We start from the raw sequence: 26,172 nt of genomic DNA, 5'->3' as shown, positions 1-26,172 counted from the left end.
GTATGTCCAAGGCACGCACATCTCCCATCCGTACCGGCCTCGTGCATCTGGCGCTCTCCGCCTATACGCTGGTCGCGCTGTTTCCCGTCTTCCTCACCATCGTCAACTCGTTCAAGGATCGCGCCTCGATCTTCCGCGAGCCGCTGATGATCCCGACGCCGTCGACTTTCAGCCTCGTCGGCTATCAGACGGTGCTTGGGCAGGGCGATTTCGCCACCTATTTCCAGAACAGCTTCATCGTGACGATCGTCTCGATCCTGCTGGTGCTGCTCTTCGGCGCCATGGCGGCCTTCGCACTGTCGGAATACCGCTTCCGCGGCAATGCGCTGCTCGGGCTCTATATGGCGATCGGCATCATGATCCCGATCCGTCTCGGCACGGTGGCGATCCTGCAGGGCATGGTAGCGGCCGGCCTCGTCAACACGCTGACGGCGCTGATCCTTGTTTATACCGCGCAAGGCATACCGCTCGCGATCTTCATCCTGTCGGAATTCATGCGTACGGTTTCGGACGATCTGAAGAATGCCGGGCGCATCGACGGGTTGTCGGAATATGCGATCTTCTTCCGCCTGGTGCTGCCGCTGGTGCGCCCGGCCATGGCGACGGTCGCGGTGTTCACGATGATCCCGATCTGGAACGATCTCTGGTTCCCGCTGATCCTCGCGCCCGCCGAGGCCACCAAGACGGTGACTCTCGGCTCGCAGATATTCATCGGCCAGTTCGTCACCAATTGGAACGCGGTGCTGGCAGCGCTGTCGCTGGCCATCCTGCCGATCCTCGTCCTCTACGTCATCTTTTCGCGGCAACTGATCCGCGGCATTACATCAGGAGCCGTCAAGTGAGCCAGGAGAAACCGATCCGTGTCCTTGTTGCCGGCCTCGGCAACATGGGTCGCAGCCACGCGCTCGCCTATCACAACAATCCGGGTTTCGAGATTATCGGTCTCGTCAACCGCTCGCCGGCGAAGCTGGAGCCCGATCTGCAGGCCTATAAGGTTCATCCCGACTTCATGACGGCGCTCGCCGAACTGAAGCCGGATCTCTGCTCGATCAACACCTATTCCGACAGCCATGCCGATTATGCCGTCGCCGCCTTCGAGGCCGGCTGCCATGTCTTCGTGGAGAAGCCGCTGGCGACCACCGTGGCCGACGCCGAGCGGGTCGTGGCGGCGGCGAAGACGGCGGGGTGCAAGCTGGTGATCGGCTATATCCTTCGCCATCACCCCTCCTGGACGAAACTGATAGAGGAGGCGCGCAAGCTCGGCCCGCCTTACGTCTTCCGCATGAACCTCAACCAACAGTCCAGCGGCCCCACCTGGGCGACGCACAAGTCGCTGATGCGCACGACCTCGCCGATCGTCGATTGCGGCGTGCATTATGTCGACGTCATGTGCCAGATCACCGATGCCAGGGCCGTCGAGGTGCGCGGCATGGGGCTGCGCCTCTCCGACGAGATCGCCGCAGACATGTACAATTACGGGCAGTTGCAGGTGCTCTTCGAGGACGGCTCGGTCGGCTGGTACGAGGCCGGCTGGGGACCGATGATTTCGGAGACCGCCTTCTTCGTCAAGGACGTGATGTCACCGAAGGGCGCGGTGTCGATCGTCATGGATCCGAACGCTAAGTCCGATGATATCGACACTCACACCAAGACATCAGTGATCCGTCTGCACACGGCCGAAACCGGCGCTGACGGCAAGTTCATCCGGCCCGACCAGGATATGAGGATGACGGGCGAGCCCGGTCATCAGGCGCTCTGCGACCTGGAACAGGCCTTCATGCTGAGGGCGATCCGAGAGGATCTGAACCTCGATCGCCATATGGCGGATGCGGTGGCGTCGCTGCGCATCTGCCTTGCCGCCGACGAGAGCGTGCGCACCGGCCAGCCGGTCAGATTGTAAGGAAAAGATAGTGGGATCGCTTCAACTCAAATCCATCCGCAAGACCTATGGAACGCATGAGGTGCTGAAGGGCATCGACCTCGAAGTGAAGGACGGTGAATTCGTCATCTTCGTCGGCCCGTCGGGCTGTGGGAAATCGACGCTGTTGCGCAGCATCGCCGGCCTCGAAGACGTCACCTCGGGCGCCGTCGTCATCAATGGCCGCGACGAGACGCTGACGCCGCCGGCAAAGCGCGGCATTGCCATGGTGTTCCAGTCTTACGCGCTCTATCCGCATCTGACGGTCAAGGACAATATGGGGCTCGGTCTCAAACAGGCGGGCACCGCCAAGGACGAGATCGACAAGCGTGTCAGCAAGGCATCCGGCATGCTTTCGCTGGAACCCTATCTGGCGCGGCGGCCGGCCGAGCTCTCCGGCGGACAGCGCCAGCGCGTCGCGATCGGCCGCGCCATTGTGCGCGAACCGGAACTCTTCCTGTTTGACGAACCGCTGTCGAACCTCGATGCGGCGTTGCGCGTCCAGACCCGCCTCGAAATCGCACGGCTGCACCGCAGTCTGAAGGCGACGATGATCTATGTCACCCACGATCAAGTCGAGGCGATGACGCTTGCCGACAAGATCGTGGTGCTGAATGCCGGTGCGATCGAGCAGATCGGTTCGCCGATGGAACTCTACAATCGTCCGGCCAATGTTTTCGTCGCAGGCTTCATCGGTTCGCCGCAGATGAATTTCATCGCAGGCGAGAAGGTCGGCGATCACAGCGCCAAGACCATCGGCGTGCGCCCCGAACATATGACGCTGTCGCGGGAGCAGGGAGCCTGGGCTGCCAAGGTCGTGCATGTCGAGCATCTCGGCGCCGACACGATCATCTATCTGGAATCTGATCAATGCGGCCTGTTGACGGCGCGTCTTTTCGGCGAACACCAGTATGAGCCGGACGAGATCGTCTATGCGACCCCGGACCAGGCGCATGTGCATCGCTTCGATGTAGACGACCAGGCGATCCGGTAAGTGTATGACAGAACGAAAAGCCCCGCCAGCCAGTCTGGCGGGGCTTTTTCATTTCCCGTCGTGCGCGGTTCGATCAGCCGAGCAAGGGCCGCATGAAGCTGCGTTCATAGCTGACGATACTGCGGTTGCGTTTGTCGAGTTCGAAAGCGGCCTGACATTCCGGATCGCTTGCCATGCGCGTGCGATAGTCCTCGTAGGCGGCAAGGCTCGGGAAGGAAAACAAGGCAACGGCAATGTTGTTGGCGCCTTCGGATGGCAGGAAATAACCGTGATGGGTGCCGCCCATCCTGTTGACGATCGGAATCCAGAGTCGGGCATATTCCTCGAATTCGGCAAGCTTGTACGGATCGATCACATAACGCAGGTGGCAGGTAATCATCGACATATCCCATCGCGTAAATGCCAGGCGGAAGCTACCTGCTCATTTGGTTTACTCAACTTCTGGCACTGAGCCGGCAGAGTTCAAGTGCTTTGCGGTGATGGCTGCATCACGTTTGCTGACAGGTCGGCCGGCCTGAAATTAAAAAAGCGCCGCGTCGGCGGCGCCTTCCGGGCGAGATCGCGCTACGCCGACTAGTCGCGGATGATGAGCAGGTCGGCTGCCATGAAGCGCAGCGTCACCGTTTCTCCGGCCTGCGGCGGGGTGGTGCCCGGGCTGTTGAACATGTCGAAGGAGATGACATTGCCACCGACATTCATGCGGGTGCGGATGACTGATCCGAGAAAGTGGGCCGAGACAACCTGACCGGTCAACGCCGTGTCGCTCTTAACACTGTCGGAGAGGGAGCCAGCTTCCGGACGTAGCGCCAGCGAAATGGTTTCTCCGGCCTTGTGGGAGGCGACCGACTGCTTCAACGTTATACCCTGATCGCCGATCTGGATGCGGTTGGTATCGGGATCGACGACCTTGGCCTCGATGAGGTTCAGCGTACCGACAAAGGAGGCGACGAAGCGCGTTGCCGGCGTGTTGTAAATCTCGAAGGGCGAACCAATCTGGTCGGCCTTGCCGGCATTCATGACGACGATGCGGTCGGAGATCGACAGCGCCTCTTCCTGATCGTGGGTAACGAAAACCGTCGTGATGCCGAGCTGCTGCTGGATTTGGCGGATTTCCTCGCGCAGCGACACGCGGATTTTGGCATCCAGGGCCGACAGCGGCTCGTCGAGCAGCAGTACCTGCGGCTTGACGGCGAGCGCGCGGGCCAGCGCAACACGCTGCTGCTGGCCGCCCGACATCTGATAGGGGAAGCGGTCGGCCAGGTGATCGAGCTTGATCAGGCCGAGCATTTCCTTGACGCGAGCGTCGATTTCAGGCTTCGAGGCACCGGCGACCTTCAGGCCGAAGGCGACGTTGTCGTGCACCGTCATATTCGGGAATAGCGCATAGGCCTGGAAAACCATGCCGATGTTGCGCTGGTTCGGTTTGAGCGAACTCTGGTCCTTGCCGTTGATGGTCAGCGTGCCACCTGTCGGCGTCTCGAAGCCGGCGATCATGCGCAGAACGGTCGTCTTGCCACAGCCCGACGGTCCCAGGAAGGAGACGAATTCACCCTTCTCGATGTTCATGTTGAAGTTCTTGACGACCTGTACCGGGCCGAAGGATTTCTGAATGTTGTTCAATGTGAGAAAAGACATGAGCCGGTTACCTTAAGCCTTTGCCGGGCGGGCTTTGCCGAAGCGGGAAACGAGGTTGAGCAGGCCCATGCTGAGCCAGGTGATCGAGAAGGCGATGACGGCGAGCGCCGAAGGCTCGTAGGCCTTGTTGGCGCCGACAAGCTGCAGGTAGGGGCCGAAGGCCGGGCGGTTGAGCAGGGCGGCGAAGGTGAATTCGCCCATGACGATCGCCAAAGTGATAAAGGCGCCCGAGAGCACGCCGCTCATGACATTGGGGAAAATGCACCGGAACATGATGGTCGTCCAGCGGGCGCCGAGGCTTTCGGCCGCCTCCGTCAGGGTGCGGACGTCTATGGCGCGCATGGCGGTATCGACGGCGCGGTACATATAGGGCAGCGACAGCGTGATATAGGAGAAGACCAGCAGGGCGTTGGTGCCGGTCGTCGAACCCGTCAGCGGCAGATAGGACGACGAATTGTACATTCTGAGGTAACCGAAGACAATGACGATCGCCGGGATGACGAGCGGCAGTAGTGTGATGAATTCGACGACGGGGCGCATCTGCGGTAGGCGCAGCCGCACCCAGTAGGCGGTGGGGACGACGAGCAGCATGCCGAAGACGATGGTCAGCAGCGCCATAAGCATGGAGTAGCCGAAGGTCTCGCGGAACTGGGCATCGGAAAAGACCGACTGGTAAGCATCGAAGCTATATTCGCCGCGGCGCATGCGCAGCGAAAACTCGATGGTGCCGATCAGCGGAATTATGAAATAGGATGCGCCCAGAATAATGGCGATCCACGCGCCGAGGCGTTGTGTCTTCATTTCTGCCACCGTTCGGCGCGCATGCGCAGCATGAGGTAAAGGACGTTGGAGACGCCTGTTATGACGATCATGCCAAGCGCGATGGCGTAACCAAGATTGGCGTTGTGCAGGACGTCGCCGCGGATCTGCGCGTAGAGCAGGATCGGTACGATGTTCAGCGAGCTGCCGGTCAGTGCGAAGGCGGTGGCGATGGCGCCGAAAGCGTTGGCGAAGAGCAGCAGCGTCGTGCCGAGCAGGCTCGGCCAGAGAATCGGCAGCGCAACCATCGTCCAGTATTGGCGGTTAGTGGCGCCGAGAATCTGCGAGGCTTCGCGCCATTCCTTTTTCATGCCGTCGAGGGCCGGCGTCAGGATCAGGACCATCAGCGGGATCTGGAAATACATATAGGTGATGGTGAGGCCGAAGAAGGACAGCAGATTAAAGCCGGTGCTGTAAAGGTTGAAGTCGAACCATTCGCGCAGGAAAACCGTGACGAGGCCGGTGCGACCGAGCGTTGCGAGGAAGGCGAAGGCGAGGGGCACTCCGGCAAAATTCGAGGCGACGCCGGAGAAGGTCAGAAGCGTCGAGCGCACCGAATTCGGCAGGCCGCCGAGCACCACGGCCCAGGCGAGGAAAAAGCCGATCAGCGCGCCGCCGAGAGCCGAGGCTACGGAGACGCGAATACTGATCCAGTAAGCGCTCATGATCGACGGCGTAAAGAGATCGCCGATATTCTTCAGCGTGAAGCTACCCTCGGGCGTCAGAAACGCGCCCGCGACCAGATAGAGCGTGGGGATGATCAGGAACAGCAGCGAGAAGATAATGAAGGGTGCAATGCCCAGCCAGTCGATCACGCGGTCTCGGTTGATCAAGGGGGCGCTGCTCACCATAGGCGTTGAAACCGTGCTCATGAAAAGCTCATCCTGGGGCATCGGGGTGAGAAAAACCTCCCCGCCGTGGGGCGGGGAGGCAGGATCGAATATTACTTGACGCTGGCGCCGACGACGGAATCCCAGTTCTTGGTGATGGTTTCCTTGCCGGCGGCCTGCTCTTCGAGCGTCGGGAAGACAGCCTTTTCATAGGCTGCTGCCGGCGGCAGCTTGTCGAGCAGATCCTTCGGGATCTTGTTGTTCTTGGCAAGATCGTTGAAGCGGATCGGGTGGCAATAGCCCTTCAGCCAGCCGAGCTGACCTTCGTCGGAATAGAGATATTCCATCCAGAGCTTGGCGGCGTTCGGATGCGGAGCGAAAGCGGAAATCGCCTGAACATAGACGCCGGCAACGACGCCCGTCTTCGGCACGACGACCTCGAACGGAGGATTGCCCTTGAGGCTCTGGCCCCAAGACAAGGCGTTGTAGTCCCAGGCGACGATGATCGGCGTCGAGCCCTGCGCGAAAGGAGCAGCCTTGCCGACAACCGGCACGAAATTGCCGGACTTGTTCAGCTCGGCGAAGAACTTCAGGCCTTCTTCGCCTGCCTTGGCTGCGTCACCGCCCGATGCGGAAAGACCAGCGGCGTAGACGCCCTGAACAGCCTGGTTGGCGCTTCGCGGATCGCCGGCGAGCGCAACGGTGTTTGCATAGTCGCTCTTCTTCAGATCGGCCCAGTCGGCCGGCGACTGCTTGACGAGGTCCTTGTTCACGAGGAACGACAGAACGCCGTAATAGTCACCGTACCAGTAGCCTTCCGGATCCTTGGCCGTATCCGGGATCGAATCCCAGGTGGAGACCTTGTAAGGCTGGATCAGGCCGTCCTTCTTGGCAGAGGGGCCGAAGGAGAGGCCGACGTCGATGACATCAGGAGCCTGCGGGCCGGTATTGCCCTTGTTGGCCTTGATGGCTTCGACTTCGTCGCCCGAACCGGCATCCGGGTTCAGCTCGTTGACCTCGAGGCCATATTTGGCCTTGAAGCCGGCAATGACGTCGCCATAGCCGCACCAGTCGTGCGGGAGAGCGATTGTGGTCAGCGTGCCTTCCTTCTTGGCGGCAGCGATAAGTTCTGCGCTCGGTTCTGCAGCGGCAATCGCGGTTGAAGCCACGATCATCGCAGTAGAAAGCGACAGAAGTCGAGAAATGTTAGAGATCACTGTTGTTCTCCTTCGGGTTTTCAGTGTCTGGCGATGCTGTTAATGAGCTTACATGAAGCTTGTGTGACGGCTGCATGACGGTGGTTTTTCATGAATAGCAGGCGCTTGTGGCAGATGTTCCATTTGCGACAGCGCGGTCTGTTTCCCAAAAATCCGCCATTGTTTTTCTCCCTCTTGGTCTTGTCCTCCTAACCCGGTTTGCGGAAGAGTTTGCTCTGCTCGAACAGACCCTCCAGTGTCTTCATGCGTTCCTTTGTCTCGTCCCAGGTGGAATTCTGGACGGCTTCGATCAGCGCCTCGACGATGAACAGGGTGACGACGGAGGAATCCCAGGCCGACGGTGCCTCGATGCGAACACGGAAGGCGTGGCGGGCGAGTTTGGCGGCCGGTGAGCCCCATTGGTCAGTGAGGACGACAATTTCGGCGCCGCGCTTGCGGGCGGCGGTGGCAAGGCTCACCATTTCCTGCTCGTAGCGGCGGATGTCGAAGATGATCAGGATGTCGCCGGCATTCATGTTGAGGACATATTGCGGCCAACTGCTGGAATTCGCCGATAGAAGCGTCGTCGCCGGTCGGATGACCTGCATATGGGTGAAGAAATATTCGGCAAGCGCGCCGGTGATGCGGCCGCCGACGAAATAGAGGCCACGCTTGCGGTCGGAGAGCAGCGAGGCGACGCTGTCGAAGGTCGCGGTATCGAGATCAGTCAGCGTCTGGCGCAGATTGCCCATAATGGCATCGGCGAAACGGTTGAGAATATGGGTGCCCGGGGCGTTCTGCGCCCAGCGGTCATGTTTGGCGATCGGGTTCGATATCGTCGCCTCGACCTCCAGATGCAGATGCGCCTGAAAGTCCGGATAGCCCTTGAAGCCCAGCTTCTGCACCATGCGCACCACAGTCGGCGTCGAGACGCCGGCATTCTCGGCGATGGTGGTGATGCTGCCGAGGCCGGAAACTGGATAATTGTCGAGAAGGCTTTCTGCCAGTTGCTTTTCAGCACGCGTCAGCACCCCGAAATGCGAGTGTATGACGTCCGAAACCGTCTTCGACGCAACTGTCACCTAATCTGCTCCCCGGGATGGTCTGGCGCCATTTTCCCAATCGAAGTTAACAACGCTGTCACAATCCATGTCAACTGGTGTCGTGAAAAGAAATTTTCAGAGAATGCTTGACACTCGCCTGAACCTGAAGAATTCTTTTCTTATAAGGAATTTATTAAGGAGTGGCGCCTTTGGTGCTGGCCCGGCCGATAATCCTCAGTGAAGCCGACGGTGATTGCGTCGGGATCGAGCGCGCCGGCGGCCGGAGCCCGGTGCTTCTCGTCTGCGAGCACGCTTCGTATACACTTCCCATCCAATTCGGCGATCTTGGCCTGCCCAGCGAAGCGCTATTAAGCCATATTGCCTGGGACCCCGGCGCTCTTTCGGTCGCCCGCGGCATATCGGAAGCGCTCGATGCGACGCTCATCTACCAGCGTTTTTCGCGACTTATTTACGACTGCAATCGGCCGCCGAGCTCGCCCGGCGCCATGCCTGAAACGAGCGAAATCTACGCCATCCCCGGCAACAAGGATTTGACCGCGGAGGAACGGCTTGCGCGCACTGATGCACTCTACGTGCCCTTTCACGACGCCATTCGCGGATTGATCGGCGATCGCCGGGCGCGGGGGCAAGACAGCGTCATCGTGACGATCCACAGTTTCACGCCGGTTTATCACGGCCGCGAGCGTGCGGTCGAACTCGGCATATTGCATGATGAGGACAGCCGGCTCGCCGACCGCATGCTGGACGCCGCGGCCGAGGCGCCGCTTTACAGGACGGAACGCAACCAGCCTTACGGACCCGAGGATGGCGTGACCCACACGCTGATCCTGCACGGGCTTTCCAACGGCTTGCGCAATGTGATGATCGAGGTCCGCAATGACCTCATCGCAGACGATGTCGGCCAAGGGGTCATGGCCGACTATCTAAAGGGGCTGCTCCAGCAAAGCCTGGACGCCTGATAAAAAAGAAGACCCGAGGGAGCAGTCTAACTGCGAAGGTCCGCATGGCGAAAATGCCGCGGGCAATTGGCACTGATCCGGCCTGCAATCCCGCGGCCGGTTCGTCAACAGGGGGAAGTCATGTCGGACTACACCGAACTGGACAAGAAGCAGGATGTGCACATCCTGCATTCCATGGGCTATGCCCAGGAACTCGAACGGCGAATGAGCTCATTTTCGAATTTCGCAATCTCTTTTTCGATCATCTGCATTCTTTCAGGCGGCATTAATTCGCTCGGGCAGGCAACAGCGGGAGCAGGCGGAGCGGCAATCGGCATTGGCTGGCCGCTCGGCTGCCTGATTTCGTTTATCTTCGCATTGGGCCTCGCACAGATCGGCTCCGCCTATCCGACAGCAGGTGGCCTCTATCACTGGGGCTCGATCCTCGGTAACCGCTTCACCGGCTGGTTGTCGGCCTGGCTCAACCTGCTCGGGCTCGTCACCGTGCTCGGCGCCATCAACGTCGGCACCTTTTACTTCTTCTTCGGGGCCTTCGGGCCGCAGTTCGGTATCGAGGACACGCTTCTTCACCGTGTCGTCTTTGTGGCAATCATCACAGCCCTGCAGGCGGGCATTAACCATTTCGGCATCGGCCTGACCGCCAAGCTTACCGATTTCTCGGGATATCTGATCTTTGCAACGGCGATCCTCCTGACGATCGTCTGCCTGGCGGCCGCGCCGAGCTGGGATATCTCAAGGCTCTTCACCTTCGCCAACTATACAGGCACCGAAGGTGCATCGCTTGTCTGGCCAGTGACCGTCTCGACCGGCATGGCATTCCTGCTCGGCTTGCTGTTGCCGGTCTATACGATCACGGGCTACGACGCCTCGGCGCACACATCGGAGGAGACGCTGAAGGCAGCCGTCTCGGTGCCCCGTGGTATGGTTTCCTCGGTCCTCTGGTCGGCGCTCTTCGGGTATCTCATGCTGTGTGCTTTCGTGCTCATGATCCCGAACATGGACGAGGCAGCAAAGCAAGGCTGGAACGTGTTCTTCTGGGCGATGGAGTCGCAGGTCAACCCGACGTTCAAAAGCATTCTCTACGTGCTGATATTCGTCTCGCAGTTCCTGTGCGGCCTTGCGACGGTTACCTCGGTTTCGCGGATGATCTTCGCCTTCTCGCGTGACAAGGGTCTTCCGGCATCCTCGACCCTTTCTAAGGTCAGTCCGAGCTTCCGCACGCCGGTCGCCGCCATATGGACAGGTGCGATCCTTTCAGTCCTCTTTGTCTGGTTTACTTCGGCAATCACCATTGCCGGGACGCCTGCCTATTCGATCGTCGTGTCGTGCACGGTCATCTTCCTGTTCCTGTCCTTCGTCGTGCCCATCGCTTTGGGCCTCGTTTCGATCGGAACTGCGAAATGGCCGACAATGGGCCCATGGAATATGGGAGTCGGGCTGTACAGGGTTGTCGCCGTCCTCGGAATCCTATCAATGGCGCTGATCTTCTACATCGGCATTCAGCCGCCGAACGACTGGGCGTTGGAAATTACCGTCGGCTTCCTCGTTCTGACCGCTATCGTGTGGTTTGCCTTCGAGAATCGCCGCTTCAAAGGTCCACCGATCGGCGAGGCCATTGCGAAGCGTCAGGCTGAGATCGCGGCCGCGGAGGCGGCTGTCGGCGAGGCCTGAGAAACGAACTTTCTTCGACTGGCGGGGCCGCATTCTGCGGCCTCGCCCCCCGGTCCAACGAAAAGGCATCAGGTCGCGGCGCGCGGCCGAGCGCATGCGATTTCGTTGCCCCGATTCTCTCAATTCCAATGTCAGGCGGATCAATCATGAGCAGCAGCTACACAATCGACGATCTCAGGAAGGATGTTGCCGAGGGGCGCATCGACACGGTTCTGGCCTGCCAGGTGGACATGCAGGGCCGGCTGATGGGCAAGCGTTTCCAAGCCGAATATTTTGTCGAGAGTGCCTGGAAGGAGACGCACAGCTGCAACTACCTCATCGCCACCGACATGGAGATGGAGACGGTCTCGGGCTACAAGGCAACCAGCTGGGAAAAGGGCTACGGCGACTATACGATGAAGCCGGATCTTTCGACGCTGCGCCGCATTCCCTGGCTTGAGGGTACCGCGCTCGTGCTCTGCGACGTGCTCGATCATCACACGCATGAGGAGGTCGCCCATTCGCCCCGCGCGATCCTGAAAAAGCAGGTGAAGCGCCTCGAAGACATGGGCATGAAGGCCTACATGGCCTCCGAGCTCGAATTCTTTCTGTTCGACCAGAGCTATGAGGCGGCCCATGCTTCAGGCTATCGCAACCTGAAGCTCGCCAGCGCCTATAACGAAGACTACCACATCTTCCAGACCACCAAGGAGGAAGAGGTGATGCGGGCGATCCGCACCGGGCTGCAGGGTGCGGGCATTCCGGTCGAGAACTCCAAAGGCGAGGCTTCGGCCGGCCAGGAGGAGATCAACGTGCGCTATGCCGACGCGCTCGCCATGGCAGACCGGCACGCGATCATCAAGAATGGCTGCAAGGAGATCGCCTGGTCGAAAGGCAAGGCCATCACCTTCCTCGCCAAATGGAATTACAATGCCGCCGGCAGTTCCTCGCATATCCACCAGTCGCTCTGGAGCCTTGAGGGGAAGCCGCTGTTCTTCGACCACGCCGGCAAATATGGCATGTCGCCGCTGATGCATAATTATGTTGCCGGGCTTCTCGCCCATGCCAGCGAGATCACCTATTTCCTGGCGCCCTACATCAATTCCTACAAGCGCTTCATGGCTGGCACCTTTGCGCCGACCAAGGCGATCTGGAGCAAGGACAACCGCACCGCCGGCTACCGCCTCTGCGGCGAGGAGACCAAAGGGATCCGGATCGAATGCCGGGTCGGCGGTTCCGATCTCAATCCTTATCTCGCTTTCGCCGCGCTGCTTGCTGCCGGCATCGACGGGATCGAGAACAAGCTGGATCTCGAGGCTCCCTTCGTTGGCGACGCCTATGGCGGCAAGGACATTCGCGAAATCCCGCGCACGTTGCGGGCGGCGACGACGGCGATGACGGAATCGGCAATGCTGCGCAAGGCTTTCGGCGACGAGGTGATCGACCACTACACCCGCGCTGCCGAATGGGAGCAGGAAGAATACGACCGCCGCATCACCGATTGGGAAGTGGCGCGCGGGTTCGAAAGAGCTTAATAGGCTTTTGCGGGTTGCTTGCCCCTCACCCAACCCTCTCCCCGTGAACGCGCAGAGGGGATGTGCCAAACGGAGCGTTGAGGTTGAGGAAGCCGGTGCGGCATGTCTCGCGAGCGGGGCGAAGGACGGGTCGAGACTAGTGGCTCGACCCCGGTGGTGCCGGCAGGCGGATGAGGGACTCATTCCCTCGATGGAATTTTTGATCAATACGAGGACGGAAATCGATCATGGCAATGATCCAATGCATTTCACCGGTCGACGGATCGGTTTACGCGGAGCGTCCGGCGCTTTCGCTCGACGCCGCCAAGGACGCTGTCTTGCGCGCCCGCAAGGCGCAGAAGGGCTGGGCGAAACGGCCGCTCGAAGAGCGCGTGCGACTGGTGCTCAAGGGTGTCGCCCGGCTGAACGAGATGTCCGACACCGTCGTGCCGGAACTTGCCTGGCAGATGGGCCGGCCGGTCAAGTACGGCGGCGAGTATAAGGGCTTCAACGAGCGCTCCAACTATGTCGCCTCGATCGCGGCCGATGCGCTGGCGCCTCTTGTCGTAGAGGAGAGCGAGCGGTTCGAACGTCGCATCGAGCGCGAACCACATGGCGTCGTCTTCGTCGTCGCGCCCTGGAACTATCCCTATATGACGGCGATCAACACGATCGCGCCGGCGCTGATGGCCGGCAATACGGTGGTGCTGAAACACGCCTCGCAGACGCTGCTGGTCGGCGAGCGGCTGGTGCAGGCCTTCGTCGAAGCCGGCGTGCCGGAGGATGTATTCCAGAACGTCTTCCTCGATCATGAAACGACCTCGGCGCTGATTGCCGCCGGCAGCTTCAATTTCGTCAACTTCACCGGATCGGTCGAAGGCGGGCGTTCGATGGAGCGTGCCGCCGCCGGCACCTTCACCGGCCTCGGTCTTGAACTCGGCGGCAAGGATCCGGGTTACGTCATGGAGGACGCCGATCTCGAGGCGGCCGTCGATACGCTGATGGACGGCGCGACCTATAATTCCGGCCAGTGCTGCTGCGGCATCGAGCGCGTCTATGTGCACGAATCCCTCTATGACGCCTTTGTCGAAAAGTCGGTCGCCTGGGTGTCGAACTACAAGCTCGGCAATCCGCTCGATCCCGAGACTTCGCTCGGCCCGATGGCCAACAAGCGTTTCGCCAAGGTGGTGCGCGAGCAGATCGCCGATGCGGTCTCCAAGGGCGCCAAGGCACTTGTCGACCCGAAGCTCTTTCCGCAGGATGACGGCGGCGCCTATCTCGCGCCGCAGATCCTCGTTGATGTCGACCATTCCATGGCCTTCATGCGTGAAGAGACGTTCGGTCCGGCGGTCGGCATCATGAAGGTGAAGAGCGACGAGGAAGCGCTTGCCCTGATGAACGACAGCCGCTACGGGCTGACCGCCTCGCTCTGGACGAGGGATGCCGAACGGGCAGCGCGGCTCGGCCGCGAGATCGAAACCGGCACAGTCTTCATGAACCGCGCGGACTATCTCGATCCGGCGCTCTGCTGGACCGGCGTCAAGGAGACCGGCCGGGGCGGCTCGCTGTCGATCATCGGCTTCCAGAATCTGACGCGTCCGAAATCCTACCACCTTAAGAAAGTCACAGCATGAGCAGCAGCAACATCACCGCAAACTGGAGCTATCCGACATCGGTCAAGCTCGGCCGGGGCCGCATCAAGGAGTTGGCCGACGCCTGCAAGAGCCTCGGCATGAAAAAGCCGCTGCTCGTCACCGATCGCGGCCTTGCATCGATGGCGATCACCAAGAACGCGCTCGACATTCTGGAGGACGCCGGTCTTGGTCGGGCGATCTTCGCCGAGGTCGATCCGAACCCGAACGAGAAGAACCTCGATGCCGGTGTCAGGGCGTTCCGAGACGGCGGTCATGACGGCGTCGTCGCCTTTGGCGGCGGCTCGGGCCTCGATCTCGGCAAGTGCGTCGCCTTCATGGTCGGCCAGACGCGGCCGGTCTGGGATTTCGAGGATATCGGCGACTGGTGGACGCGCGCGAGCCTCGAGGGCATCGCGCCGATCGTCGCGGTGCCGACGACGGCCGGTACCGGCTCGGAAGTGGGGCGCGCCAGCGTCATCACCAATTCCGAAACGCATGTGAAGAAGATCATCTTCCATCCGAAGTTCCTGCCCGGCGTTGTGATTTCCGATCCGGAGCTGACGGTCGGCATGCCGAAGATCATCACGGCCGGCACCGGCATGGATGCCTTCGCCCATTGCCTGGAGGCCTATTCCTCGCCCTTCTATCATCCGATGTCGGCGGGCATCGCGCTGGAAGGCATGCGGCTCGTCAAGGAGTTCCTGCCGCGCGCCTATCGGGAGGGCACCGATCTCGAAGCCCGCGCCAACATGATGGCAGCCGCCGCCATGGGCGCGGTCGCTTTCCAGAAAGGGCTCGGCGCCATTCATGCGCTGTCGCACCCGATCGGCGCGGTCTACAACACCCATCACGGCATGACCAATGCGGTTGTCATGCCGGCGGTGCTGCGCTTCAACCGCACCGCGATCGAGGAGAAGATCGGCCGCGCTGCCGCCTATCTCGGCATTTCCGGCGGTTTCGACGGCTTCTACGACTATGTGCTGAAGCTTCGCTCCGACCTCGGCGTGCCGGAAACTCTGACGGCAATGGGAATCGCCGCCGACCGCATCGACGAATTGTCGGCCATGGCAATTGAAGATCCGAGTGCCGGGGGCAACCCGGTCGCCATGACGCTTGAAAATACCAAGGCGCTGTTTAGGGATTGCTTCTCAGATCAGAGGAGCTGATCCGCAGATCGGTCCGGAGAATCCTGATTCTCCGGGCCTTTCGTTTGTGAGCACTCTGAATTTTAGGGATGTGAAAAATACCGGCTGCAATTTCGGCGGGCGCGTTTGGAATTTGTTAACCATGATTAGAAAGGATGGATTAACCGCACGATGCTCGATGGTGCGTAAAAGAGCGATTCCGGCTCGCACCATTTCCTTCCGAGGACTGAATATGCCTGTCATCACATTCGCAAATACCAAGGGCGGCGCCGGCAAGACGACCGCTGTTCTGCTGCTCGCGACCGAACTTGCCCGCAAGGGTTACCGCGTCACCATTCTCGACGCCGATCCGCAGCACTGGATTTCGCGCTGGCACGAGATTTCAGCTCACGTCCCCAATGTTTCCGTGATCGATTTCGTGACCACCGCTTCGCTGCCGCAGCATATCAGCGAGAACAAGCATAATACCGATTATTTCATCGTCGATCTGCCGGGCGCGCGCAATCCGCTGCTTGCCACCGCCGTCGGCCTTTCCGACCACGTGCTGATCCCGATCCAGGGCTGTGCCATGGATGCGCGCGGCGGCGCGCAGGTGCTGGAACTGTTGCAATATCTGGACGAGAAGGCGGGAATCAAGATCGGCCATTCGGTGGTGCTTACCCGCGTCAATTCGATGGTGACGACCCGGGCGCTGCAACTCGTCAAGTCGCTGCTCAGCGAGCGGCTCGTGCCGGTGCTCGACACCGCGATTATCGAACGTTCGGCCTTCCGCGACATCTTCGATTGTGGCGGCACGCTGCACACGATCGACCCCTCGCGCGTCAGCAATCTCGACAAGGCGCGTGAGAACGCAACCTGTTTTGCCGAGGAAATCATGCGCAAGCTGCCGGTCCGGCTGCCGGCCTCGGCCCGCATGGCGACGGCCGCCTGAATACCTCCCGCATGAAATAGAAAGACTGCCAAAGCGATCCCGGTCCCTAACCGAATTGCAGAATCCAAGTAAATGCTCGTGCCGAATGCCCTGTGAAACGGGTGTTTGGGCGGTTATCTTGTCGAAATATCTTCGCGAAGCATTCTATGCACTCACCTGTCGCAAAACATTCGCTTTGCCGGGATTTTTGCGACAAGGAGGGAACCGCAATATGGAATCGATTATTGAGATTGGGACTATCAAAGATGTTGAGCCATGGGCGCAGCTTCGCGTTGCGCTATGGCCGCATCACTCGCTTGAATCTCATCGAGCTGAGTTGGCCCGGGCGTTTCTTTCAGAAGGCGGAGAAGCCATCGCGTTCATCGCGCGAAATGCTGCGCATGAAGCTGTCGGGTTTGCTGAGGCCACTTTGCGTCATGATTATGTGAACGGATGCAGCAGTTCGCCCGTTCTGTTCCTAGAAGGGGTTTATGTCCGGCCCGGTGACAGGCGAAAGGGTATCGCACGGTTGCTTTGCAGTGCCGTCGCCGATTGGGGGAGGTCGCTTGGGTGTGTTGAATTCGGCTCTGACGCGCTGCTCGAGAATTCGGCCAGCCATGCACTCCATATCGCTTTAGGTTTTGAGGAGACACAGCGCGTCGTGTTCTTCCGAAAGCCACTGTAGATTGGTATCGCCCCTCAATCGACGAATTCGACCGTCACGCCCGGCTTAACCATTTTGGCAAGCTCGGTCGCGTCCCAGTTGGTCAGGCGGATGCAGCCGTGGCTCTGGGTGCGGCCGATCTTGGAGGGTTCGGGCGTGCCGTGGATGCCGTAGGTCGGCCTGGAGAGCGCCATCCAGACGGTGCCGACGGGACCGTTCGGGCCTGGCGGAATATTGAGGACCTTGTCGTTGGCGCCCTGCTGGAAATTGATCTTCGGATTATAGGTATAACCGGGATTGAACGCGACGCGCTCGACCGTGACGGTGCCCGAGGGGGAGGGGGTGTCGGTAGAGCCGATCGATGCCGGGTAGGCGGCAAGGAGGTTGCCGGCGCTGTCATAGGCGAAGACCTGTTTGCGGCCCTTGTCGGCGATGATGCGGGCAACCTCGCCGGTTTTTGGCTCGCCCGGATTGACGACCTTGATGACCGTGCCGGGAACGCTGAAGTCGGCGCCGGGGTTCATCTCCTTGAGGAAGGCCTCATCCATGTGGAAGCGCTCGGCCAGCATTTCCGTGGTCGACGTATAGGCAAGCGACGGCAGCAGCGCCTTGTGCGAATAGTCTTCCGGAATCTCTGCGACGAAGGGGCCGGCGGCGTCGGCCGGCGTGATCGTGTAGCTGACGATCGGCAGACCGCCGTTCATGCGCAACTCTTCCAGAATGGCATCGGTGTCGTTGGGGTCGAGCTTCGACCCGGTCATCTGGTCGTAAGCATAGATCCCCTTGCTGACGTTCGAGCCCATATGGCCGTCGATGACGCCAGGCGAAATGCCGGCACGGTCGAGGAAGACCTGCAGCGCGACGATCTCGGGCTTCGACTTGTTCTTCAGCGTGATGACGGGCTCGTCGGGCGCGGTCATCGGCGCATCGGCGGGCGGGATCTGCTGATCGGGATCGATTGAGGCGTAATCGTCGCCCGGCTGCGGATTGCCGATGCTGTTATCGTCAGGATAGGGCTCCTCACCGAGCGGCTGGCGTTCGATCGCTGCGTCACGCGGAATGCCGCCGGTGACGGCGCCGCGTTCGGAATAACGCGCATCGCCATAGGAATTGTCGTCGGCATAATAGGGATCGTTGCCGTTCCGGTCGGCGTAGAGGTCGCGCGGGCCGGGTCGCGGCGGATAATAACCGCGGGCGCGCATCTCGGTGGCGACGATATTGCCGTAGGCGTCGATCAGCACGCGATTGCCGCTGCGGTCGCGGGCGTAGATATAGCCGCGCGGGACATAATCGAGAATTTCGCCGGTCGGCGTGACCAGCACGATATCGTTTTGACGGCGGTCACGAAATTGCTGTGCGCCGGCGTCCGGCGCCGCGGCCGCAACGGCCGCCAGCACGACCGCAAGCGAAAATGCCGACTTCAAAAAGCGATTCACGTCTCACACCTCGAACAGTGACTGGGCCGACACACACCCGCGAATTTTGACGCTAGTGTGGAATTTATGAAACCGTGCTGAACAAAATATGAAAATCCCTAAGATTTCCTTTTACTCATAAACGTTTGCGTCTCTGCTGCAGTTCCGCAAAATCCATGATCGCGTCAAAAGCGCAAGAGGGGAACGGCGCCGATTGACGAAAGATGGCGTGAAACCTAACCCTACGGCGACCGATAAATCCCTGAGGAGACTGCGATGATCGAATTTGCCGCTGCAAGCGGGCCGCGCCTGATGCTCGATGAGACATCGGTCCTGGATATTGCAGGATGCATCGTCGAGGGCGTCGACATCGCCCCGAAGCGGGCTATTCCCGATGATGGCGATCCGCGAATCGATCACTCCCTCGAAGGCTTCCTCTTTACCTGCGGGCCGGACCATATCCGTCACCGCCAGCCGATCGCCGGGGCCGACGGCAAGGTCTATCCGCTGCACGGATCGGCCTCTGGTCATGCGGCCAAGGTGCTGTGGTCGACATACGAGAACGGGAATGCCGAATGCCGCGCCGATATCGATATTGTAACCGTCGAGGGCCTGCCGCAGCGCATCGAGCGGCTATGGCGGATCGATGGGGCGACCGGCGAGGTTCGGCTCGAGGACCGGGTCGTCAACACCAGCGACCGGACAGTGCCGACCTTCCTGATGTATCACATGAATACCGGCGGCAAATGGCTGGACGAGGGCACGCGGCTCGAAGGCCGAATGCTGGAGAATGGCGGTTTCCCGTGGACCTTCGGCGAGGAGCCGGGCGGCATCTTCTGTGTGCCGGCGCCGGCAACGGAAGACGGCTTGGCGGAGGTTCGCCTCGGACCGATCGCGGCGATCGGCGGCAGGACGCTCCGCGTGCGCTTCCGTGCCGATACGCTTCCCTACCTCCAGGTCTGGCGCAACCAGAAGACGCCGGCCCATATCATCGGAATCGAGCCGGTCTCGCATCGCTGGGTGTTGCGTGACGAGCTCGAAGCGGCCGGCGAATTCAACATGCTGGCGCCCGGTGAAAGCCGTAGCTACGTGCTGAGCTTTGCCTTCCTCTGAGTGAAGTTTTGTTGACGCTCGCCGGCCTCCGTCGTAGACCTTCAGCCCACGATTTTATGAGGAGACAGGACGATGGATATTCGCCAGATCGACGATGAATATTCGGTCTCGGGCCAGATTACGCTCGAGGACCTCGACGAGATCAAGGCGCTGGGGTTCAAATCGATTGTCTGCCACCGTCCAGACCATGAGAGTCCCGATCAGACCTCATTCGCGGTCATCGAGGCGCGTGCGAGAGAACTCGACCTCGAGATCACCCATGTGCCGGTTGGACCGATGGGCGTGACCGAGGAGGCGGTGCAGGGCATGGTCGATGCACTCGACGAATTCCCGCGGCCGATGCTCGGCTATTGCCGTTCCGGCGCCCGCTCGACGGCGATCTACCAGAAGACCCATCATATCCGCAGCTAGGCCCGTTCCGGCTGCCGATTTTCCGGCGCTGCACCGCAGCGCCGTCACTGTTCATTCACTCAGGAGACTATGATGAGCATTAAGCGTATCGACGTCGGCGCACGCATGAGCGGCGCGGTTATTCACGGCAACACGGTTTATCTCGCAGGCCAGGTCGGCGAGGGCGAAGGCGTCACCGATCAGTGCAAATCCGCGCTTGCCGAAGTCGACCGCCTGCTGGCTGCAGCCGGCAGCAACAAGTCGAAGATCCTCCAGACCCTCGTCTATCTCTCCGACATCGCTTATTTCGCCGAGATGAACGCCGCCTGGGAAGCCTGGATCGATCCGGCCAATCCGCCGGCCCGCGCCACCAGCGAAGCCAAGCTCGCAGCGCCGAAATACAAGGTCGAGTTCATCGTCACGGCCGCGATCGACTGAGGTCATCGCATAATTGTGTCAAAGCCGGTAGGTGCATGATCAACCCGAGCGGGTTCGGTCACGGGCTTACCGGCTTTTTGTTTGCGCGATTTCCGAAAGCGTGCGTGTCGGCGTGATCGCCTCGGGATCGAGTTTGACTTCGATGATCGCCGGCTTGCCGCTGTCTCGCGCCCGAGCGAAGGCTGCGGCGAACTCCTCGGTGCGCTCCACTGTCTCGCCATGGCCGCCATAGGCGCGGGCAAGGGCTGCGAAATCGGGATTGGTGAGGTCGGTGCTGCTGACGCGGCCGGGATATTCGCGCTCCTGATGCATGCGGATCGTGCCGTACATGCCGTTGTTGACGACGATCGCGATGATCGGCAGGCCGTAGCGGATGGCGGTGGCGAATTCCTGGCCGTGCATCAGGAAACAGCCGTCGCCGGCAAAACAGATGACCTCGCACTCGGGAAAGAGCCGCTTGGCGGCGACCGCGGCCGGCAGGCCGTAGCCCATCGAGCCGGAGGTGGGGGCGGCTTGGGTGTTGAAGCGTCGGAAACGATGGAAGCGGTGCAGCCAGGTGGCGTAGTTGCCGGCGCCATTGGTGAAGATCGTCTCCGGCCCGGTATTGGCTTCCAGCCATTCCATGATCGGACCCATATGGACGGCACCCGGACCTGTTGCCGGCGGCTTCGACCAGGAAAGATAGGCCTGGTGCATGCGCTGCGTGCGTTCCGCCCAGTGCGGCTCGGCCGGCGCTTCGAGGTCGGCGAGGGCGGCGACGAAATCGGAAGGAGCGGCGCAGATGGCGAGATCCGGGCGGTAGACGCGTCCCAGTTCGGAAGGATCGGGATAGATATGCACCAGCGATTGCTCGGGGTAGGGGATATCGATCAGCGTATAGGACGAGGACGGCATTTCCGACATGCGGCCGCCAAGAAGGATCAGCAGGTCGCTTTCCTTTATTTCCTTGGCGAGCGCTGGATTGATGCCGATGCCGACATCGCCGGCGTAACAGCGATGAAGATGATCGAACAGCATCTGCCGGCGGAAGGAGCAGCCTACCGGCAATTGGAAGCGCTCGGCAAAGCCTGCAAAATCGGCGACGGCATCGGCATCCCAGCGCGTGCCGCCGAGGATCACCATCGGCCGCTCGGCCTTCAGCAGTCTTATGTAGAGATCGTCAATCTGGCTGCGGCCGGGATGGGCCTCGACGCTCGTGTAACGCTTGGCGCCGGGCGCCTCGACTTCGTCGCGTAGCATATCCTCCGGCAGTGTCAGCACCACGGGGCCAGGGCGGCCGGAGGTTGCGATCGCAAAGGCGCGGGTGACGAATTCGGGAATGCGGGCGGCATCGTCGATCTCGCCCACCCATTTGGCGAATTCGGTGAAGGCGCGGCGGAATTCGACCTCCTGAAAGGCCTCGCGCTCGCGGGCTTCGCGCTGCACCTGACCGATGAAGAGGATCATCGGGATCGAGTCCTGTCTTGATATATGCAGGCCGGCGGAAGCATTGGTGGCGCCGGGGCCGCGGGTGACCATGCAGATGCCGGGTTCGCCGGTAAGCCTGCCCCAGCAATCCGCCATCATCGCCGCGCCGCCCTCCTGACGGCAGACGAGGACGTCGATATCGCTATCGCGCAGGGCATCCAGGACGGCAAGATAGCTCTCGCCGGGCACGCAGGAGAGGCGTTTGGCGCCATTGGCCTTCAGCGCCTCGACAATCAGTTCCCCACCAGTCTTCTTCATGACGATGCCTCCCTCTCGCGCGCGGCGAGCTCCGCCAGAATTTCCTGCCTGTGTTCGTCGAGGCGCGGGCTCGGCCTGACGTAACGCAGCGGCGTCTCGGACAGCACCACAGGCGTTCTGACCCCCGGGATGACGGTACCGGCGCCATCCACAAGGTCGATGCGTAGGCCGCGGGCGCGCACCTGCGGATCGGCAAACATCTCCTCGATCGTATTGATCGCGCCGGCAGGGACGCCGTTCTCCTCGCAGGCCTTCAACAGATCCGCTTTCTGCCATTTCAGCGTCTCGGTCGAGACAAGCCGGCGCAGCTCGGCCCGATTGCCGACCCGGGCCTTGTTGGTGGCGAAACGTTCGTCGCCGGCGATCGCCTCAAGGCCGAGGATGATGCAGAGGCGGCGGAATTGGCCGTCATTGCCGACGGCAAGAATAAGGTAGCCATCGGCCGCCGGCACGACCTCATAGGGCGAGATATTGGGATGGGCGTTGCCGAGCCGGGTCGGTGCAGCGCCGGAGATGAGGTAGTTCATGTTCTGATTGGCGAGCACTGCCGATTGCACATCGAGCAGCGCCATGTCGACCAACTGGCCCTCGCCTGTTTTCAGGGCATGGATCAGCGCCGCCTCGATTGCCGCGACGGCATAGATGCCGGTGAAGATGTCGGCGATCGCCACCCCTGCCTTCATCGGCTGGCCGTCCGGCTCGCCGGTGATCGACATGAAGCCTGACATGCCCTGGACGATGTAATCGTAGCCGGCAAGGCTGGCATAGGGGCCAGTCTGGCCGAAGCCGGTGATCGAGCAATAGACGAGCTTCGGGTTCAGTTTGCGCAGACTGTCGTAATCGAGCCCGTATTTGACGAGTCCGCCGAGCTTGAAGTTCTCGATCACCACGTCAGCTGTGAATGCCAGGCGGCGGACGAGATCCTGGCCTTCGGGGCTTTTCAGGTCGGCGGCAATGGAGCGTTTGCCGCGATTGGCGGCGTGGTAATAGGCAGCCGAGAGATTTTCGCCGTCGGCACCCTCGACGAAGGGCGGGCCCCATTGGCGGGTATCGTCGCCGCCATCGGGATTTTCGACCTTGATGACATCGGCGCCGAGATCGGCGAGCATCTGTCCCGCCCAAGGGCCGGCCAGCACCCGGGCGAGTTCGATCACCCGGATACCGGCAAGCGGCGGTTTTTTCGTCAGGCTCTCGGTCATGGTCCTCCCGGGGCAATCTACGGCGCCAGCGTCACCTCAGATGTATCGGATACGGGTTTGGAAGCAAAGCGGCGCTCGCGCCAAAGGATGTAGATGCCGGAGGCGATGATGATCATGATGCCGAGCCATTTGATCGCATCCGGAAAGTCGCCGAAAACAAGCCAGGCGAAGATCGTGGCCGAGACGATCTCGAAATATTGCAGCGGCGCCAGCGTCGAGGCCGGTGCGGCGCGATAGGCGTAGACGCCGAAGATGCCCGCTATCGCGGCCATGGCGCCAACGCCGGCGACATAGAGCCAAGTGCTGCTTTCGGGCATGACGGGATCGAAGATATCGGAGCCGCTGCCATCGCCGACAAAAAGCAGGACAGCGCAGAAGATCAGGCCCCAGATGCCCATCTGGAACTGCATCGCCCAGGGATCTTCCTTGTGCGACAAGACTCGGGTCATCAGCACGAATATGGCGATGCAGAGCGCGGTGAGGATCGGCAGAAGCGCGACGTAGCCGACTTCGTTGAAACTCGGCTGGATGATCAGCAACGCTCCGAAGAAGCCGACGCCGCAGGCGGTGTAGCGCCGCCAGCCGATCGTTTCCTTCAGGAAAATGCCGCCGAGGATCGTCACGATGATCGGCTCGACGAAGAAGATCGCGATCGCGTCGGCGACCGCCATGTATTTCAGCGTGGTGACGAAGGAAATCATCGAGATGGTGATGATCAGGCCGCGGATGGCATGGAACAGGCTCTGACGCCAGGAGAAATCGGCAAAGCTGCGCCGCCATATCACGATCGGCAGCATGCAGAGCGCCTGCACCGCGAAGCGGCCGGCGGTAACCTCGGCGGAGGGGACGGTGACGACGGCAAGTTTGGCGAAGATATCGATGAGCGGCGAGAACATCACCGAAAGAAACATCAGCGCAAGCCCCATCGTCACGTCGGACGGGGATGAAACGGGCCGGGGCGAGGTGCTGCTCATGGTGGAATTCTCGTTATCCGGGATTTCGGCCGTTCCAGCTCTTGCCGACCGCGCCGTCACACCAGTCCGCGAAGGCGGCAATGGCCGCTTCTGCGCCGGTGTCATTCAGCGTTTCGTGCCGCATGTCCTGATATATCTCAGTGCTGATACGGGAGAAGCCCTGGCGTTTCAAATGGTTTGACAGCCACAGCACGGCTTTTCCACGCTCGGTCGCCGGATCTTCTGCGCCGCCGACCAGATGGATCGGCAGGTCGCGCCGCAGCCGGTCGAGATGAATCTTTTGCGGCGCGCGAAAGGTCAGTTCGAAGACATCGAGCCAGAGCGAAACCGAGGCGTCGAAGCCGCAAAGAGGGTCGGCGACATATTTGTCGACTTCGTCCGGAATATGCGAAAGCCAGTCGAATTCCGTGCGGCGGTTGGCAATGGACCGGCCCCAGGCGGCGAAGGTGAGTTTCGGCAGGAGGCCGCTCGGCACGTCCGAGCCTTTCAGCACGCGTTCAGCGATGAGGATCGCCTGGGCGGCGCGGCCGGCAAGACCGACGGCGAAATTGGAATTCCAGACGGCGAGCGCGTCGAAGTCGGCCGGGGCGGTTACGGCGGCATTGAGCGCGATGAGACCGCCCATCGAATGGCCGAAGAGGATAACCTTCAGGCCGGGATGGCGCGAGGCCGCATGAGCGCGCATGGCAATGACGTCGCCGACCACCCGTTCTACGCCATCCCGCCGCGCGAAGCGGCCGATCGGGGCGTCGGGCGCCGTCGTCTCGCCATGGCCGCGGTGATCATGGGCATAGACGTGATAGCCGCGCGCCGCCATCGCCTCGGCGAAGCGGCGATACCGCTTCGAGTGCTCCGCGAGCCCATGCGATATCAACAGAATGCCGCAGGCGGGGCCGGTCGCCTCGGCATGATGATAGGCCAGCGATGCTCCCGGCACGCAGAGCCGTTGCGTTTCAGAAAACATCGGATCCTCCCAGCCGCAGCAGAGCAGATCGCTACCCCATAATTTCGTAAAGCGAAATCGATTTGAGGATTTATGCTTCAACTCTAAGTGACAGAGTTTCGTGTGCTGGCTTAAAAGCAGGCCATAGTCGATAACAAATTAAAGGAACACTGCGATTCAGGGTTGCTGCAGTTTACTCTTTGTGCTTATCTGTTCCTGTATTGTTCTATTGTGGGGGTTGAAATGAGCAGCATGCAGTTGCGTACCTTGACATTCGCCGTATCGATGGCCCTTGCCGGCGCCGCCATGGCGCAGGAGGCTGACGGGCGCACCCGTTTCATTCTTGCGGCGAGCTGGCAGCCCGCCTTCTGTCAGACGAACCAGAAGAAGGCCGAATGCGCAAGCCAGACCGGCGAGCGCCACGACGCAACGAATTTCTCGTTGCATGGACTCTGGCCGATGCGGCAGGATTATTGCGGCGTCAGCGACGAGCAGAAGGCTGCCGACAAGGACGGTAAATGGAGTACATTGCCGGAGGTGGCGCTTTCGGCCGAGACGCAGGCGGCGCTGGCAAAGGCGATGCCCGGCATGCAGTCCGGCCTTGAACGGCACGAATGGACAAAGCATGGCACCTGCACGAAAATGAGCGCGGAAGATTATTTCGGCGTCGGCGTCCATCTCGTGGGTGCGCTCAACGCATCGGCCGTGCGCGACCTCTTCGCCGCCAATATCGGCAAGACGGTCAAGTCCGACGCGATCAAGGCGGCTTTCGACAAGAGCTTCGGGCCGGGTGCGGGCGACCGCGTCAAGATGAGCTGCCGGCGGGCCGGCAATGTGAGGATAATCAGCGAGCTGACGATCGGGCTATCTCAGGATGCGGGAACGGCGTCGGCGAAAAGCGGCGGCCTTGGCGATCTGATCCACGGGGCGGGAAAAACCTCTTTCGGCTGCGATGAAGGTGTCGTCGATGCGGCGGGCTTCTGACCGGAATCCTGCCTAAACCGGGTTTCGGCGTTGCCCACAGGCGCTGTTTCGCCTACATA

Annotated in this window: 25 protein-coding genes; 14 read left to right on the top strand and 11 right to left on the bottom strand. The window is 60.9% G+C overall.

Going from position 1 to position 26,172, the window contains the following annotated elements:
• Positions 1 to 2: 2 nt before the first annotated feature.
• Genes J2J99_RS15260 through J2J99_RS15250 form a run of 3 tightly spaced genes read left to right on the top strand, consistent with a single transcriptional unit; the run spans position 3 to position 2,912 of the window.
• Complete coding sequence (locus tag J2J99_RS15260; protein WP_168296760.1) at positions 3 to 842, top strand: carbohydrate ABC transporter permease; 840 nt, start codon at positions 3 to 5, stop codon at positions 840 to 842.
• Entirely contained in the window at positions 839 to 1,900 is a 1,062-nt protein-coding gene (locus J2J99_RS15255; protein ID WP_168296761.1) for a Gfo/Idh/MocA family protein, read from the top strand. The genes J2J99_RS15260 and J2J99_RS15255 overlap by 4 nt, the downstream gene beginning before the upstream one ends.
• A gap of 10 nt (positions 1,901 to 1,910) precedes the next feature.
• Positions 1,911 to 2,912 carry an ABC transporter ATP-binding protein gene (locus J2J99_RS15250; RefSeq protein ID WP_168296762.1) on the top strand — a complete coding sequence of 334 codons (1,002 nt, stop codon included), beginning with the start codon at positions 1,911 to 1,913 and terminating at the stop codon, positions 2,910 to 2,912.
• A 73-nt stretch (positions 2,913 to 2,985) separates the two neighbouring features.
• Here the strand turns inward: J2J99_RS15250 and J2J99_RS15245 are convergent, their stop codons facing one another.
• The 6 genes from J2J99_RS15245 to J2J99_RS15220 form a co-directional block, all read right to left on the bottom strand.
• Positions 2,986 to 3,291, bottom strand: a complete 306-nt coding sequence (locus J2J99_RS15245) for an NIPSNAP family protein (RefSeq protein ID WP_003541496.1) — start codon at positions 3,289 to 3,291, stop codon at positions 2,986 to 2,988.
• A 194-nt stretch (positions 3,292 to 3,485) separates the two neighbouring features.
• A complete protein-coding gene (locus J2J99_RS15240; protein WP_168296763.1) occupies positions 3,486 to 4,547 on the bottom strand; it encodes an ABC transporter ATP-binding protein in 1,062 nt (353 codons plus the stop codon).
• Between the two features lie 12 nt (positions 4,548 to 4,559).
• Positions 4,560 to 5,348, bottom strand: a complete 789-nt coding sequence (locus tag J2J99_RS15235) for an ABC transporter permease (protein WP_168296764.1) — start codon at positions 5,346 to 5,348, stop codon at positions 4,560 to 4,562.
• Positions 5,345 to 6,238 (bottom strand): ABC transporter permease, encoded by an 894-nt coding sequence (locus tag J2J99_RS15230; protein WP_168296765.1) that lies wholly within the window; start codon positions 6,236 to 6,238, stop codon positions 5,345 to 5,347. Before J2J99_RS15230 ends, J2J99_RS15235 begins: the two co-directional genes overlap by 4 nt.
• A 71-nt stretch (positions 6,239 to 6,309) precedes the next feature.
• Entirely contained in the window at positions 6,310 to 7,413 is a 1,104-nt protein-coding gene (locus J2J99_RS15225; protein ID WP_168296766.1) for an ABC transporter substrate-binding protein, read from the bottom strand.
• A 188-nt stretch (positions 7,414 to 7,601) separates the two neighbouring features.
• Positions 7,602 to 8,474, bottom strand: coding sequence for a MurR/RpiR family transcriptional regulator (locus J2J99_RS15220; protein WP_168296767.1), 873 nt, complete (start codon positions 8,472 to 8,474; stop codon positions 7,602 to 7,604).
• A 170-nt stretch (positions 8,475 to 8,644) separates the two neighbouring features.
• Between J2J99_RS15220 and J2J99_RS15215 the strand changes: the two genes are divergently transcribed.
• From J2J99_RS15215 to aac(6'), 7 genes are all read left to right on the top strand, one after another.
• Complete coding sequence (locus J2J99_RS15215) at positions 8,645 to 9,415, top strand: N-formylglutamate amidohydrolase (RefSeq protein WP_168296855.1); 771 nt, start codon at positions 8,645 to 8,647, stop codon at positions 9,413 to 9,415.
• 120 nt (positions 9,416 to 9,535) lie between these two features.
• Positions 9,536 to 11,086: an amino acid permease gene (locus tag J2J99_RS15210; RefSeq protein WP_168296768.1), complete on the top strand. Its 1,551-nt coding sequence runs from the start codon at positions 9,536 to 9,538 to the stop codon at positions 11,084 to 11,086.
• A 146-nt stretch (positions 11,087 to 11,232) separates the two neighbouring features.
• Positions 11,233 to 12,600, top strand: coding sequence for a glutamine synthetase family protein (locus J2J99_RS15205; RefSeq protein WP_168296769.1), 1,368 nt, complete (start codon positions 11,233 to 11,235; stop codon positions 12,598 to 12,600).
• A gap of 227 nt (positions 12,601 to 12,827) precedes the next feature.
• Complete coding sequence (locus J2J99_RS15200; RefSeq protein ID WP_168296770.1) at positions 12,828 to 14,213, top strand: aldehyde dehydrogenase family protein; 1,386 nt, start codon at positions 12,828 to 12,830, stop codon at positions 14,211 to 14,213.
• Complete coding sequence (locus J2J99_RS15195; RefSeq protein ID WP_168296771.1) at positions 14,210 to 15,379, top strand: iron-containing alcohol dehydrogenase; 1,170 nt, start codon at positions 14,210 to 14,212, stop codon at positions 15,377 to 15,379. Before J2J99_RS15200 ends, J2J99_RS15195 begins: the two co-directional genes overlap by 4 nt.
• 211 nt (positions 15,380 to 15,590) lie before the next feature.
• Complete coding sequence (locus J2J99_RS15190; protein WP_221099912.1) at positions 15,591 to 16,289, top strand: ParA family protein; 699 nt, start codon at positions 15,591 to 15,593, stop codon at positions 16,287 to 16,289.
• A gap of 211 nt (positions 16,290 to 16,500) precedes the next feature.
• Complete coding sequence (gene aac(6'), locus J2J99_RS15185; protein ID WP_168296856.1) at positions 16,501 to 16,953, top strand: aminoglycoside 6'-N-acetyltransferase; 453 nt, start codon at positions 16,501 to 16,503, stop codon at positions 16,951 to 16,953.
• 14 nt (positions 16,954 to 16,967) lie between these two features.
• Here aac(6') and J2J99_RS15180 read toward each other — a convergent pair whose 3' ends face one another.
• A complete protein-coding gene (locus tag J2J99_RS15180) occupies positions 16,968 to 18,368 on the bottom strand; it encodes a L,D-transpeptidase (protein WP_168296773.1) in 1,401 nt (466 codons plus the stop codon).
• Positions 18,369 to 18,623: 255 nt separating this feature from the next.
• Between J2J99_RS15180 and J2J99_RS15175 the strand changes: the two genes are divergently transcribed.
• The 3 genes from J2J99_RS15175 (at position 18,624) to J2J99_RS15165 (ending at position 20,288) form a co-directional block, all read left to right on the top strand.
• Complete coding sequence (locus tag J2J99_RS15175) at positions 18,624 to 19,460, top strand: DUF4432 family protein (RefSeq protein WP_168296774.1); 837 nt, start codon at positions 18,624 to 18,626, stop codon at positions 19,458 to 19,460.
• A 72-nt stretch (positions 19,461 to 19,532) separates the two neighbouring features.
• Positions 19,533 to 19,871 (top strand): protein tyrosine phosphatase family protein, encoded by a 339-nt coding sequence (locus J2J99_RS15170; RefSeq protein WP_168296775.1) that lies wholly within the window; start codon positions 19,533 to 19,535, stop codon positions 19,869 to 19,871.
• A 72-nt stretch (positions 19,872 to 19,943) separates the two neighbouring features.
• Positions 19,944 to 20,288, top strand: a complete 345-nt coding sequence (locus tag J2J99_RS15165) for a RidA family protein (RefSeq protein ID WP_168296776.1) — start codon at positions 19,944 to 19,946, stop codon at positions 20,286 to 20,288.
• Between the two features lie 66 nt (positions 20,289 to 20,354).
• Here J2J99_RS15165 and J2J99_RS15160 read toward each other — a convergent pair whose 3' ends face one another.
• The 4 genes from J2J99_RS15160 to J2J99_RS15145 are packed head-to-tail and all read right to left on the bottom strand — an operon-like array spanning position 20,355 to position 25,150.
• Positions 20,355 to 22,013: a thiamine pyrophosphate-binding protein gene (locus tag J2J99_RS15160; protein ID WP_168296777.1), complete on the bottom strand. Its 1,659-nt coding sequence runs from the start codon at positions 22,011 to 22,013 to the stop codon at positions 20,355 to 20,357.
• A complete protein-coding gene (gene caiB / locus J2J99_RS15155) occupies positions 22,010 to 23,212 on the bottom strand; it encodes a succinate--glutarate CoA-transferase (protein WP_168296778.1) in 1,203 nt (400 codons plus the stop codon). Before caiB ends, J2J99_RS15160 begins: the two co-directional genes overlap by 4 nt.
• Before the next feature lie 17 nt (positions 23,213 to 23,229).
• Positions 23,230 to 24,186 carry a DMT family transporter gene (locus J2J99_RS15150; RefSeq protein WP_168296779.1) on the bottom strand — a complete coding sequence of 319 codons (957 nt, stop codon included), beginning with the start codon at positions 24,184 to 24,186 and terminating at the stop codon, positions 23,230 to 23,232.
• A gap of 13 nt (positions 24,187 to 24,199) precedes the next feature.
• A complete protein-coding gene (locus J2J99_RS15145; RefSeq protein WP_168296780.1) occupies positions 24,200 to 25,150 on the bottom strand; it encodes an alpha/beta fold hydrolase in 951 nt (316 codons plus the stop codon).
• A gap of 222 nt (positions 25,151 to 25,372) precedes the next feature.
• Here J2J99_RS15145 and J2J99_RS15140 point away from each other — a divergent pair, with 222 nt between their 5' ends.
• A complete protein-coding gene (locus tag J2J99_RS15140) occupies positions 25,373 to 26,113 on the top strand; it encodes a ribonuclease T2 family protein (RefSeq protein WP_168296781.1) in 741 nt (246 codons plus the stop codon).
• The last annotated feature ends 59 nt before the right edge of the window (positions 26,114 to 26,172 follow it).

Source organism: Rhizobium binae, assembly GCF_017357225.1.
In the GTDB taxonomy this organism is placed as follows: domain Bacteria; phylum Pseudomonadota; class Alphaproteobacteria; order Rhizobiales; family Rhizobiaceae; genus Rhizobium; species Rhizobium binae.
This window is presented reverse-complemented; position numbering and strand designations above follow the sequence as displayed.

Excerpts from the sequence above, each read along its gene's own strand:
- J2J99_RS15160 (WP_168296777.1), bottom strand. The coding sequence starts at position 22,013 with ATGAAGAAGACTGGTGGGGAACTGATTGTCGAGGCGCTGAAGGCCAAT.
- J2J99_RS15170 (WP_168296775.1), top strand. The coding sequence starts at position 19,533 with ATGGATATTCGCCAGATCGACGATGAATATTCGGTCTCGGGCCAGATT.
- J2J99_RS15165 (WP_168296776.1), top strand. The coding sequence starts at position 19,944 with ATGAGCATTAAGCGTATCGACGTCGGCGCACGCATGAGCGGCGCGGTT.
- J2J99_RS15210 (WP_168296768.1), top strand. The coding sequence starts at position 9,536 with ATGTCGGACTACACCGAACTGGACAAGAAGCAGGATGTGCACATCCTG.
- J2J99_RS15150 (WP_168296779.1), bottom strand. The coding sequence starts at position 24,186 with ATGAGCAGCACCTCGCCCCGGCCCGTTTCATCCCCGTCCGACGTGACG.
- J2J99_RS15205 (WP_168296769.1), top strand. The coding sequence starts at position 11,233 with ATGAGCAGCAGCTACACAATCGACGATCTCAGGAAGGATGTTGCCGAG.
- J2J99_RS15245 (WP_003541496.1), bottom strand. The coding sequence starts at position 3,291 with ATGATTACCTGCCACCTGCGTTATGTGATCGATCCGTACAAGCTTGCC.
- J2J99_RS15145 (WP_168296780.1), bottom strand. The coding sequence starts at position 25,150 with ATGTTTTCTGAAACGCAACGGCTCTGCGTGCCGGGAGCATCGCTGGCC.
- J2J99_RS15260 (WP_168296760.1), top strand. The coding sequence starts at position 3 with ATGTCCAAGGCACGCACATCTCCCATCCGTACCGGCCTCGTGCATCTG.
- caiB (WP_168296778.1), bottom strand. The coding sequence starts at position 23,212 with ATGACCGAGAGCCTGACGAAAAAACCGCCGCTTGCCGGTATCCGGGTG.
- J2J99_RS15175 (WP_168296774.1), top strand. The coding sequence starts at position 18,624 with ATGATCGAATTTGCCGCTGCAAGCGGGCCGCGCCTGATGCTCGATGAG.
- J2J99_RS15230 (WP_168296765.1), bottom strand. The coding sequence starts at position 6,238 with ATGAGCACGGTTTCAACGCCTATGGTGAGCAGCGCCCCCTTGATCAAC.
- J2J99_RS15190 (WP_221099912.1), top strand. The coding sequence starts at position 15,591 with ATGCCTGTCATCACATTCGCAAATACCAAGGGCGGCGCCGGCAAGACG.
- J2J99_RS15195 (WP_168296771.1), top strand. The coding sequence starts at position 14,210 with ATGAGCAGCAGCAACATCACCGCAAACTGGAGCTATCCGACATCGGTC.
- J2J99_RS15240 (WP_168296763.1), bottom strand. The coding sequence starts at position 4,547 with ATGTCTTTTCTCACATTGAACAACATTCAGAAATCCTTCGGCCCGGTA.
- J2J99_RS15140 (WP_168296781.1), top strand. The coding sequence starts at position 25,373 with ATGAGCAGCATGCAGTTGCGTACCTTGACATTCGCCGTATCGATGGCC.
- J2J99_RS15200 (WP_168296770.1), top strand. The coding sequence starts at position 12,828 with ATGGCAATGATCCAATGCATTTCACCGGTCGACGGATCGGTTTACGCG.
- J2J99_RS15235 (WP_168296764.1), bottom strand. The coding sequence starts at position 5,348 with ATGAAGACACAACGCCTCGGCGCGTGGATCGCCATTATTCTGGGCGCA.